The sequence below is a fragment of the Clostridium sp. UBA5119 genome (genome assembly GCF_002414285.1).
Taxonomy (GTDB): Bacteria; Bacillota; Clostridia; order Clostridiales; family Clostridiaceae; genus Clostridium_J; species Clostridium_J sulfidigenes.
In genome coordinates, this window is sequence record NZ_DHYX01000095.1 from 56,571 (window position 1) to 69,155 (window position 12,585).

Genomic DNA, 12,585 nt, shown 5'->3' on the forward strand with positions numbered 1-12,585 from the left:
AATGAGATACGTTATTGTTTCTGTTATAAAGGGGGAAGCAGGAGATTTTAATAATAATCTTAGAAAAGAAGTTTATAATAAGTTTAAGGCTAAGTCTTCAAAATTACCTGCACATTTTACTATAAAAGCCCCCTTTGAATATGATGGAGATATTAAAGAACTAGAGAAATCTATAGAAAATTATTGTATAGCTCATAAAAGAGAGCCTTTAGAGATTAACGGCTATAATCACTTTGATGATAGAGTGATATATATGGATATGATAATGAGTGAAGAAGGAAAGGCTCTTCACAATGAATTAATTAGTAAAATGAGTAGGATTCCTTATATTGAATTTACTAATAAAGATGGTAAGGATAAAATATTTCATATTACGATAAGTTCAAAAAGAATAAAAAGCATATATTATGATCTTTGGAATTATGTAAATAAGTATCCATGCAATTTTCACGGCTATTTTGATAATGTATGCATTTTTAGGTGGGAGACTAATACTTGGGTGTTACATAGAGAGTATCTTTTCCAAAAGTAAAATAATATAATAACTACTGATTGATAATTTAAAATCAGTAATTATTATAGAAAATTAATATAGATATAGTTATATATAAAATTTAAATTACAATAAATCTTTATAATTAAGCTAGAATAAATTTTATATATTTATAATATATATCTGGATAGGAGTAGATATGGGTAATGATATAAAAAGATGTATAATGATATTTCCAGAGTTTCAAAATATAAATATAATTAATGAAATAAGAGAAACTTATGATCCTTTTGTAAATAATGTGAGCCCTCATATTACGTTAGTCTTTCCTTTTGAAAGTAAAATTAAAGAGTACCAATTGAGAAATTGGATGAATGAAGCATTAAAGGGTGTAAAGCCCTTTAATGTGGAACTTGAAGGAATAATAAAAATTAGCAGTGATTTAAGTTTATATTTATGTTTAGAGGTAAAGAAAGGCAAAGAAGAGATAAGAGAAATCCACAGTAGATTATATGATGGAATACTTAAGGCGTATAAGCCACAGTGGTTAAATCAGGTTGAATTTATACCTCATATGACTATTGGCAAATTTAGTTCTGAGGAAGAGCTAAATATTGCGTATGAAAAAATTGGAAACGTGAAAGAAAAATTTTTTTCTAAGGTGGACAAGATATCTGCAGAAATTGTAGTTAAAAATGATAGATCTATTAGGGAAATAGAGATTAATTTACAAGAGTAGATTATATTAATAAGCATTATAAGGAGAAGATATATAATGAAGAGAAGATTTGCGAATAAGCCAGATTGGAGTAGAGTATTAAGGAAAGAGTTTAAAATTGAATTCATAGATAATGAAGAGTTAAGAGGATATATATCAAGTATCCATATGAAAGAGATAACAGAACCCTTAATTATACAAACTAAGGGTGTGGATTATTGTATTGTGGATAAGGAATATTCTTGGATTCAGTATTTTCCAGAAAATAAAAACTATGTATTAACAGTTATGATTGATGAAAAACACAATATAATTCAATGGTATTTTGACATTTCAGAAAAATATGAACTTACTGAGGATGGAATACCTTTTTATGATGATTTGTTTTTGGATATAGTAGTGTTAACTACAGGAGAAGTAATTCTATTAGACGAAGAGGAATTAGAGGAGGCTTTAAATAATAAGGAAATAACAGAAAAACAATATGGAGATGCAAAAGAACAGGCTAAGGAACTTATTGTATGGATAAATAAAAACTTTGAAAAATTATATGAACTTACTAAGAAATATTACAATCATTTACAAAATATTTCTTAGGAAATATATTACATATAAGAAATGTTTTGTATGAGATACCTCTGAGTATGTTTCAAACAAAGTTGAACATTTCATAAGGATTCGTGTAATATTTTTTAGTATAGGTACAATTTAAAAAATCCACAAAGGAAATTGTAAACCTAATCTTAATAAAAAGATTACAATTTTCGCAAAAGCTATAGAAATGGATATACACATATGTTAATATATGAGGGAATAAATATTTGAAATAAAATATAATAAGTATTAATATGGGAGGTACAACATTGAAAATTACAACTAAGAACATTATATTATGCGCTATTTTTGCTGCATTAACAGCTATTCTCTCACAAATATCAATACCACTGCCATTTACTCCTGTTCCTATAAATCTTGCCATGATATCAGTTTTTATTGCAGGAGGCTTATTAGAAACTAAGATAAGTGCAATTAGTCAATTGGTATATGTAATAATTGGAGCTATCGGAGTTCCTGTTTATGCAAACTTTACAGGGGGACTTGGAATTCTAGTTGGTCCTACAGGAGGATATATAGTAGGATATATTATAACTACAATTATAATTGGAGTTATAGTTAAAAGGTTAGGGAACAGTATATATTCTTATACAGTGGCTATGGTAGTAGGTATCTTAGGATGCTACTTTGTAGGAACAGTATGGTTTATGCATATAACTCAAAGTGGACTAATAGAGGCGTTGCTTATGTGTGTAGTACCATTTTTAATTGGAGATATATTAAAAATCATTTTATCAGCATTCTTAGTTAAAAAGTTAAAAAAATATGTATAGAGAATTAATAAAAGCACAGTAGATATTTAACTACTGTGCTTTTTATAACTGATTTAGAATTAGAGTATGTTTAGCATATATGACTCAGCTATATTTTTATATCCATATTTAATTAATGCTTCTACTACAATACTTCTTACTTCATAACCAGTAGTTATTTCTCTAGATAAAGATATTAAGATTGACTCTACATCTGAAACAATTAGTTCTAATTCTTTAGAGTTAAGTTGAATATCTACATCAGAGCCAGCATTTTCAACACTAGTTTTAATTTTTGATGGTTCAAAGGAAACAACCTTTCCATTCTTCTTTATAAATTTCATTTAAACGCCTCCTTACTATAGTTATTATTCACACATAAGTTTATTTATAGTAATTATACACTTAAATATATAATAATAACATATATTTAAGTAATAAAATTGTAGTACTAATAAAATTTTATTTAAAAGAGGAATAATGAAAAAAATGTAGAATTTAATAAGTATATGTTAAAAAACATATAGATTATTCATTATGAGAAAATAATTTTTTCATAATGAATAAGGTTTAAATTGAAAGGGGATTATTATGACTAAGACTCAACTAAAAGCAAATATTTTACTTCTACTTACAGCTGCAATATGGGGGTTAGCATTTGTAGCTCAAAAGGTAGGAGCAGAACATGTAGGGGCTTTTACATATAATGGTATTAGGTTTGCCCTTGGAAGTATTTCATTAATACCGTTAATTTTATTTTTAAATAAGAAAAAGGGAGAAAATGAGGAAACCAAAAATAATGATAAAGATTCTTTAAAGCTTACAGTTAAAGCTGGGATAATTGCGGGTTGTGCCTTGTTTATAGCAACAAGTCTTCAGCAAATGGGAGTTATGGGTACAACTGCCGGAAAGGCTGGTTTCATTACTGGACTCTATATGGTTATAGTTCCTATATTAGGATTATTTTTAAAGCAAAAGGTTAATAAAAGTACTTGGATAGGAATAGTTATAGCAATTATTGGATTATATCTATTAAGCATTAATGAAGATTTTTCTATATCAAATGGTGATTTATTAGTATTAATAGGATCTGTAGGATGGGCTATACATATTTTATTAATTGACAACTTTACTAAAAAAATAGATCCATTAAAGTTATCAAGTGTACAATTTGCTACATGTTCAATTTTAAGTTTAGTAATGGCTATTATATTTGAAGATATTAATATGGTAGGGATTTCTGGAGCTATGGTATCAATATTATATGGTGGCCTTTTATCTGTAGGAGTTGCCTATACTCTTCAAGTAGTAGCACAAAAAAATGCAAAACCGTCACATGCAGCTATACTTCTTAGCATGGAATCTGTATTTGGTGCATTAGGAGGTGCTATGTTCTTAGGAGAAAGAATTGGTGCTAGAGGCTTAGTTGGATGTATACTTATATTTATAGCTATAATAATTTCTCAACTAAAGCCTTCAGAAAAAGGGTCAAAAGATATGGCAGAAAATATTTAATATTATATTAAAGCTTGTACTATAGCTACTGCAATTATGAATGTAGTAGATTATAATACAAGCTTTATTCATATTAGGTTATAGTAGAAAATAAATATAAATTTTATAAATATAATATGATAATGGTAGTAAATATAAAATCTTTAATACTTTATTAAAGATTTTTTCACCTATTGAATTAGTTTTAAGATTAAAGAAATTAATGTTAATTTTTAGTGGAAATAATAATTCTACCCCTTGGTGAGTAAATAAATCTAGAAATATATGTGATGCATACCCAAACCAAAAGCCATAGCATAATATTTCTATTACAACATTCCAGTTGCTTATGTAAATAAAAAAAATATAAACTATATATAATACTATTAAACACAATAAACTATGAGTAAAACCTCTGTGTTTAAATTTTTTACCTAAGGATTTTGAAATTAACGGATATCTTTTGCTTATATAAGAACTTTTAAGATCTATATCAGGAAAGAGTGCTCCAATATTTACTGCGCGAAAATATAAAATCATCAATAATAACTGATAAATTAATAAGTAATTGTTTAAGTTCTTTAGGATCATTGGGTAAATAGTTATAACTCCAATTAAAAATCCACCAGATTCATGCGTTTGTTTTGTCATTTTTTCACCTGTCATCTTTTGTTTTACTACTAATTATTAAAGCTATAATATCTGCTCAGTAGTTAAATACATTATATATTAATTATAGGATTACGTACATATGTTTTTGTGATATGTATGATAAAATTTTGATAATGGAACTCTATATAAATCAAGTAAGTGAAATTTAAAAAAGATGTTTGTTTTATTGTTCTGAAAGGAGTAAAGCTGTACAATAATTAATTAGTTTAGTTTAAGAAAAAAATAGTGAAGTATGTTAATAAGGCATATTATAATAATTACAATGAAGTTAAAATATGGTATAATTGTTTCAATATATAATTGGGGGGGAGCGTCATGAAAAACATTCAACTAGAAGATTTTACAAAATATAATTTTTTATCATCTCTAAACTTTTCACCAAAGGGAGATACTGCTTGTTTTGTAGTATCTAATTGTAATTTAGAGGATAACACATATGATTCTAATTTGTGGCTTTATGATTTAACTTTGAATAAGTATCATCAATTGACTGCTTTTAATAAAGAAAGAAGTTATATATGGCTCCAAGATAATGAGACTATATTATTTCAAGGAGTAAGAGATAGTAAGGATAAAAAGAAACTTGAAGATGGTGATGAATTTACTCAATTCTACAAGTTAAATATCCGTGGTGGAGAAGCTGTTAAGGCTTTTAAAATTCCTATGTTAGTTGATACTATAGTTGAGGTGGATGAAGATACATTCCTATTCACGGGGATTCATAAAGTAGGGGGAAAAAGTTCAATTGGACTTTCTGATGCTGAAAAAGCTGAGGAATTAAAGTGTAGAAAAGAAGAGAAGGACTATGAAGTTTTAGATGAGATTCCATTTTGGAGCAATGGTGGTGGATTCACTAATAAAAAGAGAAGTGGATTATATAAATATGTAGTAAGTACAGAGGAGATAAATTTAATAACTGATGAGTATACTTCGGTTATGTCATTAGAATTAAGTGAAGATAAAAGTAAGGCAGTATTTGCTGCAAGCTCCTATAAAGATAAGGCAGCAATTAATGATGAGCTATATATTTATAATATTAAATTAGATAAGCTTTCTTTAATTAACGGAGAAGAAAAATTTTCTTATAGCTATGTAAATTTCATGGATGAAGATAAATTAATAGTACTTGGAAGTGATATGAAAGAATATGGAATTAATGAAGATGGTAAATTCTATCTAATAGATATAAATACTAAGATTAAAACCTTATTAACTCCAGATTTTGATAAAAGTACATGGAATTCTGTAGGTTCAGATTGTAGATATGGAGGAGGAAAATCTATTGTAAGAGATAGTAAATACTTATATTTTATAACTACAGAAATAGATAGTTCTTATATAAATAGAATCAATATAGATGGAAATGTAGAAAAAATAAGTTTTAATACAGGGTCTGTAGATTGTTTTGATGTTAAGAATGGTAATATATTATTTATAGGCCTTAGAAATCAAAAATTACAAGAAATATATTCATTAAAAGATGGTAGAGAGTATGAAATTTCAAAATTTAATCAGTGGATTCATGATGAATTAAAAATCTCGAAACCAGAAAGAGTTGAGGTTCAAACAGAACCAGGTGTTGTAATAGAAGGATGGGTATTAAAACCTGTAGACTTTGAAGAAAATAAAAAATATCCTGCTATTTTAGATATTCATGGTGGACCTAAAACTATATATGGTGAAGTTTTCTATCATGAGATGCAACTTTGGGCTAATATGGGATACTTTGTATTCTTTTGTAATCCAAGGGGTAGTGATGGTCATGGGAGAGCTTATGCAGACATTAGAGGTAAATATGGAACTATTGATTACCATGATATAATGACTTTTACAGATATAGTACTAGAGAAGTATAAAAATATTGATGTAAACAATGTAGGGGTAACTGGTGGATCTTATGGTGGATTTATGACTAATTGGATAATTGGTCACACTGATAGATTTAAAGCTGCAGTATCTCAAAGAAGTATATCTAACTGGATTTCTAAGTTTTGCACTACAGATATAGGGTTCTATTTTGTAGATGATCAAAACGGTGGAACTCCATGGAGTAATGTGGATAAACTGTGGTATCATTCACCGCTTAAATATGCAGATAAAGTTAAGACACCAACTTTATTTATACATTCAGAAGAAGACTATAGATGTTGGTTAGCTGAAGGTATACAGATGTTCACAGCTTTAAAATATCATGGAGTTGAAGCTAGACTTTGCATGTTTAGAGGAGAAAACCATGAGCTTAGTAGAAGTGGAAAACCGAAGCATAGAATAAGAAGAATTACAGAAATAACAAATTGGTTTGAAGAACATTTAAAATAATTGAATGAATTATAAATGAAAAAATTCAGAATAGGAGGAGTAATATGGCTATGACTTTTAAACTTATTTCCTTGATTTTAATAATAATCTATGGTGGATTATCTATGTTTGCTTGTGCTATGGCCATCAAAGAAAGCAGAGAAAGTATTTTCCCTAATCTATTGATGATTACAGGAAGCATAGCTATTTTACTTGCTTCTATTACACAGTTTAAGAGTGGAAGTAATATGTTATATATACTTTTGTTAGGATTGATATCAATACATGTAGCTGCAATAATTCATGGATATAAATTATTTAATAAGCTGAATTTAAAACATCATATACTAAGGGGATGTATTTCTTTGATAATTTTATTATGCTATTATGTAGGTTATTTTTCTTAGTATTTTAGTAAAACACTAAAAACATAGGATGAAAAATATATAAAAATATGTTTTAATATACTTATGAAAGAATATGAAAGGGGTAACTTAAGATGGCAGTAAAGAAGATAGTTCAATATGGAGATGAACATTTAAAAAGGGTTAGTGATACTGTAGTTGAGATAAATGAAGAAATAAGAGAATTAATTAAAGATTTAAAGGATACATTATCAACGGTTGAAGGTATTGGACTTGCAGCTCCACAAATTGCTATAAACAAAAGAGTTATATTAATTGACTTAACGCCTGATAATTCTTCGCCTTTAATACTAATTAACCCTAAAGCTATTAAAGTATCTAAAGAAACAGCTAGAGATTATGAGGGGTGTCTTAGTTATGTTGGATATGAAGGATTGGTTGAAAGACCTACAAAGATGTTAGTTGAAGCTTTAAATGAAAATGGTAAACTTATAAAATATGAAGTAGAAGATTTTATGGCAAGAGTTTTTTGTCATGAGATGGATCATTTAGAAGGAATTCTTTATATTGAAAAAGCTGATGAAATGTATGAGTTAGTGGAAGGTAAAGAATAAAAGTTATTTATTGGAAATGTCAAAATAGACGGAACTGTTAAATGGTTATTTATAAATATAACCTTTTAACAGTTCTTATTTATTTTGTGAATTTAAAGTTATTATAAATAACTTTAAATAGGCTATTTTAAAACTTTCATATGGATTTATACTAAAATTTAGATTATTATATAATAAAGGTAAAATTTAAGCTTTATTATACAATAAGTGAAAGTATATAGTATAAAGAAATACATAAACAAATATAAATTAATAAATTTAGTGAATTAAAGAAATCTTGCATATAGATACTTATAAATGCAGAAATTAAGTAAATGTAGTAAAAATATAATAAATAAAAATAAAGGAGTACTATATTATGAATAAACAACAAATTATAGAGATTTTAGAAGATAATGCTTTAGAAAATATTACAGAAGTAAAAAAGCATGATCATTGCTTCATAATTAAATTTTCTTACGAATTTGACGAGTTAGAAATTGAAGGAGCTAGAGAATTTGCAAATGAAGATTGTGATGAAAAAAGAGAAGGAGAACAATGGTATGAAGAGTACTTTCTACCTTATTTAAATGATACTGCAATAGATAATATTAATGATATAGTAGATGAAATTTCAGAGGAATATGATTTAGATTATGAAATGTTGTCTTATGAGCTTTCTGAAGATGATTATGATTCAATGAATTTTTTAGTTGCATTTTATAGAGAAGTTTTACCTGTAGATATTGATGAATTAATTATGGAGTTATAGTTAATTATGAAAAAAATAATTATAATAAATGGTTCTCCCAATAAAGAAGGTCACACAAATAAAATAGTAGATTCAATTTTGGAAGGTATTAATCCCAAAGTGGAAATAAAGTATATTAATTGCTATGATATTAATATTAATCCATGTATTGATTGCAAATATTGTAGTAAAGTTTTAGGGGAGTGCTCAATTAAAGATTCTATGACGGATATTTATAAATATATACAAGAATGTGATATAATCATTTTAGCATCTCCTATGTATTTTGGTATGTTTCCATCACCATTAAAATCATTGATAGATAGGTGTCAAGTAATCTGGAGTAAAAAGTTTATTTTTAAACAAAATATAAAAGAGCGAAAACAGGGTATATTTATATTTAATGGGGGCAGTTCCTGGAATAATATGTTTAACCCTATGGAAACTATAGGTAAATATTTTTTTAATACCCTTAACTGTGATATTTCATTTAAACTGTATATAGACAATACAGACAAAAATTATGATTATATTAATAAACATTATGATGATATTTTAAAATGTAAAAACATGATAAATGTGGAAGTGCATTAGGCTAATTTCTTATGTGTTTTATCATTATTAGAATTATGACTCATCTTTTGATATTCTACAATATATTCATCTAAATGTTGAGAGCATATTACAACAATATTATCTGTAGGTCTCTTAAATCTAAGCAGTACATGTAGTAGTAATTTAAAAGATTTAATTTTTTGATTTAGGAATTTAAATTTTAATAACATACCATCACATCCTTAAACTTTATATTTTTATTTTAACAGAGATATAACATAATGTTAATGATTATTAATAGTCAAATTCATATTAAGTTTTACAAAAATCACCATAAAAGCGATAAATGTATCATAAAAAACTTATAAGTAAATATATGAAGATGACTTAAAGCCATTTCTGGGATCCCGAAGTAAATATAATAATACATTTTGCGACATGCAATAAACATGAGTTTAAAATAATTAAAAAAAATTATATAATATTTACTATAATTAACATTATAGTAATATTTATGTAATATTGCTATACAATTATTTATTAGACTATTAGGAGGAAAAATGGATAAAGAATATATAAATATTGATAATATGAAAATAGAAGAAGTTATTGAGGAAATAAACTTTTTATATAAAAAGAGCCAAGAATCTGGTTTAACAGAAGCTGAAAGAAATAGACAGCAAGTTTTAAGAAGAAGATATATAGATAATGTTAAAAGAAATTTTAAGGCTCAAATTAGTGGATATAAACCTGTAGACCCAAAACATTATAATTAGTAAAATAGAATTTAAGTAAATAATAATTATAAAGGCAAGATATGAGGTAGGGGAGGCGTAAGATGGGAGTACAAGTTTTAGATTTAGTTAACAACTATAATTTAGAGGTTTTAGTAGAAGGAGATTTAGAATCTAATATTGTAGTAAGTGAAATAAATAGGCCTGGATTACAATTTGCTGGTTTCTATGATTATTTCGATAATAAGAGAATTCAAGTTGTAGGTAAAACTGAGTGGAGTTATCTAAAGTGTCTTGATCCAGAAGTAAGGATACGCAGAATAAAAAAATACTTTTCTTTCCCAATACCTGGAGTAATAATTACAAGTGGATTAAAAGTACATGATGAATTTTTAGAAGAAGCAAGAAATAAAAATGTTACTGTTCTCAGAAGTATTGATAAGACTACAAAATTCATTAATAGGGTTAGTAATTTTTTAGACTCAGAGTTAGCTCCAGAAACTAGGCTCCATGGTGTTTTAGTAGATGTGTATGGAATTGGCATATTAATTATAGGAGAAAGTGGAATAGGAAAAAGCGAAGCAGCATTGGAGCTAATTAAAAGAGGTCATAGGCTTGGAGCTGATGATGCAGTAGATATTAAAGAAATAGATGGAAGGTTATATGGGTCTTGTCCTTATATAACTACCGGAATGCTTGAAGTTAGAGGTATGGGGATTATTGATTTATCAGCAATTTATGGTAGTAGCTGTATAGTTTCTCAAAAAAATATCAACTTAGTTATTTCTTTAGTTAACTGGGACGTAAATGATAAATATGAAAGACTTGGAGTAGATAAAGAGTATATGGAGATACTAGGTGTTGAAGTAGAGAAAATAGTGTTACCTTTAAAGCCAGGGCGTAACATAGCAGTTATAATCGAAGCTGCAGCAGCTAATTTTAGATATAATGCCACATCAAATTGTACTGCGGTAGAAACAATTGAAAAGAGAATTATGGATAGTCAGAATCCTTAAGAGTTTTAGTGCAAAAAATATAATTTAAAGAATAATTTTGTAAAAATTTTAAGTTGTATTAGGCACTTATTTATAAAGGTTACTATAATAAATTTAAATATAATATACATTTGAAATTTTCAAAAATTTCAATTGTAAATCAATTTGAGTTGAGTTAATATAAAAGTATAATTATATGACTATGATTTTATTGGGAGGGATTTTAGTGGAAGATTTAAAAAAATTAGAAAAGAAATATGAATTGGTCTGGGATAAATACGGAAAGGAAGACCTTGATAAGGCATTCGAATTATCAGATAGATATATAGATTTTATGTCAAAGTGTAAAACTGAAAGAGAATGTGTTACTGAATTCATAGAAATGGCAGAAAAAGACGGATATTTAGATATAAATCAGTGCATAGCTGAAGGAAGAAAGCTTAAAGCTGGAGATAAAGTTTATGCTAATTGTATGGGAAAAACTCTTGCATTATTCTTAATTGGAACAGAGCCTATAGAAAAAGGGTTTAAAATATTAGGAGCACATGTTGACTCACCAAGACTTGATCTAAAGCAAAATCCATTATATGAAGATTCAGATTTTGCAATGCTTAAAACTCATTACTATGGAGGAATTAAAAAATATCAGTGGGTTACTATACCTCTAGCTATTCATGGTGTTGTGATTAAAAAAGATGGAAGTGTAGTAAACATAGTTATAGGTGAAGATGATAGGGAACCAGTAGTAGGAATATCAGATTTATTAGTTCACTTATCTTCAGATCAAATGGCTAAGACATTAGCTAAAGGAATTGAAGGAGAAAGTCTAAATGTATGCGTTGGTTCTATACCAGTAGAAGATAAAGAAGCTAAAAATAGAGTTAAACTTAACATATTAAGACTTCTTAATGAAAAATACGGAATTACAGAGGAAGACTTTGTATCAGCAGAGCTAGAGGTTGTTCCAGCAGGAAGAGCTAGAAGTTATGGTTTAGATAGTTCAATGGTTATGGCCTATGGTCATGACGATAGAATATGTGCATATACTTCTTTTGAAGCAATGATGAAAATTAAGAGTACAGATAAAACTTGTATCACATTACTTGTAGATAAAGAAGAGGTTGGAAGTCAAGGTGCAACAGGAATGCAGTCAAGATTCTTTGAAAACACTGTAGCAGAACTTGTAAATCTTGTTGAAGATTATAGTGAACTTAAAGTTAGAAGAGCCCTTGCAAATTCTAAAATGCTTTCTTCAGACGTAAGTGCAGCTTTTGATCCAAATTATCCATCAGTAAGTGAAAAGCAAAATAACGCATTCTTCGGTAAAGGTGTGGTATTTAATAAATATACTGGAGCAAGAGGAAAAGGCGGATGTAATGATGCAAATCCAGAATTTATTGCTCAATTAAGAAGAGTAATGGATAAGCATAATGTTTATTGGCAAACATCAGAACTTGGAAAAGTTGACCAAGGTGGCGGTGGTACTATAGCATACATTCTTGCTGAATATGGAATGGAAGTTATAGATTCAGGTGTAGAACTACACAACA

16 protein-coding genes are annotated in these 12,585 nt (G+C 27.6%); 13 read left to right on the top strand and 3 right to left on the bottom strand.

What is annotated here, in order from left to right:
* Window position 1 precedes the first annotated feature (1 nt).
* The 4 genes from B2671_RS14735 to B2671_RS14750 all read left to right on the top strand — a co-directional run bounded on the left by B2671_RS14735 (window position 2) and on the right by B2671_RS14750 (window position 2,599).
* Window positions 2-532 (top strand): 2'-5' RNA ligase family protein, encoded by a 531-nt coding sequence (locus B2671_RS14735; RefSeq protein WP_346871079.1) that lies wholly within the window; start codon window positions 2-4, stop codon window positions 530-532.
* Window positions 533-692: 160 nt separating this feature from the next.
* Window positions 693-1,232, top strand: coding sequence for a 2'-5' RNA ligase family protein (locus B2671_RS14740; RefSeq protein ID WP_346871080.1), 540 nt, complete (start codon window positions 693-695; stop codon window positions 1,230-1,232).
* Between the two features lie 36 nt (window positions 1,233-1,268).
* A complete protein-coding gene (locus tag B2671_RS14745) occupies window positions 1,269-1,808 on the top strand; it encodes a DUF402 domain-containing protein (protein ID WP_035134925.1) in 540 nt (179 codons plus the stop codon).
* Window positions 1,809-2,074: 266 nt separating this feature from the next.
* Entirely contained in the window at window positions 2,075-2,599 is a 525-nt protein-coding gene (locus B2671_RS14750) for a biotin transporter BioY (protein WP_346871081.1), read from the top strand.
* 59 nt (window positions 2,600-2,658) lie between these two features.
* Here the strand turns inward: B2671_RS14750 and B2671_RS14755 are convergent, their stop codons facing one another.
* The gene (locus B2671_RS14755) at window positions 2,659-2,922 is read right to left on the bottom strand and encodes an ATP cone domain-containing protein (RefSeq protein WP_346867374.1); all 264 of its coding nucleotides are present in this window, start codon (window positions 2,920-2,922) and stop codon (window positions 2,659-2,661) included.
* A gap of 247 nt (window positions 2,923-3,169) precedes the next feature.
* On the opposite strand from B2671_RS14755, the gene B2671_RS14760 reads away from it, so the two are divergent.
* Window positions 3,170-4,093 (top strand): DMT family transporter, encoded by a 924-nt coding sequence (locus tag B2671_RS14760; RefSeq protein WP_346871082.1) that lies wholly within the window; start codon window positions 3,170-3,172, stop codon window positions 4,091-4,093.
* A 78-nt stretch (window positions 4,094-4,171) separates the two neighbouring features.
* On the opposite strand, the gene B2671_RS17625 is transcribed toward B2671_RS14760, so the two are convergent.
* On the bottom strand, window positions 4,172-4,738 hold the full coding sequence (locus tag B2671_RS17625; protein WP_414632641.1) for a metal-dependent hydrolase: 567 nt from the start codon (window positions 4,736-4,738) through the stop codon (window positions 4,172-4,174).
* Window positions 4,739-5,059: 321 nt separating this feature from the next.
* Between B2671_RS17625 and B2671_RS14765 the strand changes: the two genes are divergently transcribed.
* The 5 genes from B2671_RS14765 to B2671_RS14785 all read left to right on the top strand — a co-directional run bounded on the left by B2671_RS14765 (window position 5,060) and on the right by B2671_RS14785 (window position 9,345).
* A complete protein-coding gene (locus tag B2671_RS14765; protein WP_346871083.1) occupies window positions 5,060-7,063 on the top strand; it encodes a S9 family peptidase in 2,004 nt (667 codons plus the stop codon).
* A 44-nt stretch (window positions 7,064-7,107) separates the two neighbouring features.
* Complete coding sequence (locus B2671_RS14770) at window positions 7,108-7,449, top strand: hypothetical protein (RefSeq protein WP_346871084.1); 342 nt, start codon at window positions 7,108-7,110, stop codon at window positions 7,447-7,449.
* A gap of 92 nt (window positions 7,450-7,541) precedes the next feature.
* Window positions 7,542-8,021 (top strand): peptide deformylase, encoded by a 480-nt coding sequence (gene def, locus B2671_RS14775; protein WP_346871085.1) that lies wholly within the window; start codon window positions 7,542-7,544, stop codon window positions 8,019-8,021.
* A gap of 358 nt (window positions 8,022-8,379) precedes the next feature.
* The gene (locus B2671_RS14780; RefSeq protein ID WP_346871086.1) at window positions 8,380-8,772 is read left to right on the top strand and encodes a hypothetical protein; all 393 of its coding nucleotides are present in this window, start codon (window positions 8,380-8,382) and stop codon (window positions 8,770-8,772) included.
* A gap of 6 nt (window positions 8,773-8,778) precedes the next feature.
* Window positions 8,779-9,345, top strand: a complete 567-nt coding sequence (locus B2671_RS14785; protein WP_346871087.1) for a flavodoxin family protein — start codon at window positions 8,779-8,781, stop codon at window positions 9,343-9,345.
* Here B2671_RS14785 and B2671_RS14790 read toward each other — a convergent pair.
* On the bottom strand, window positions 9,342-9,536 hold the full coding sequence (locus B2671_RS14790; RefSeq protein ID WP_346871088.1) for an aspartyl-phosphate phosphatase Spo0E family protein: 195 nt from the start codon (window positions 9,534-9,536) through the stop codon (window positions 9,342-9,344). The two genes, B2671_RS14785 and B2671_RS14790, sit on opposite strands and share 4 nt — an antisense overlap.
* Window positions 9,537-9,881: 345 nt before the next feature.
* On the opposite strand from B2671_RS14790, the gene B2671_RS14795 reads away from it, so the two are divergent.
* From B2671_RS14795 to B2671_RS14805, 3 genes are all read left to right on the top strand, one after another.
* The gene (locus B2671_RS14795; protein WP_346871096.1) at window positions 9,882-10,082 is read left to right on the top strand and encodes a DUF896 domain-containing protein; all 201 of its coding nucleotides are present in this window, start codon (window positions 9,882-9,884) and stop codon (window positions 10,080-10,082) included.
* A 62-nt stretch (window positions 10,083-10,144) separates the two neighbouring features.
* Window positions 10,145-11,056, top strand: a complete 912-nt coding sequence (gene hprK, locus B2671_RS14800; RefSeq protein WP_346871089.1) for an HPr(Ser) kinase/phosphatase — start codon at window positions 10,145-10,147, stop codon at window positions 11,054-11,056.
* A gap of 205 nt (window positions 11,057-11,261) precedes the next feature.
* On the top strand, window positions 11,262-12,585 hold a 1,324-nt coding region (locus tag B2671_RS14805), incomplete at its 3' end, for an aminopeptidase (protein ID WP_414632642.1).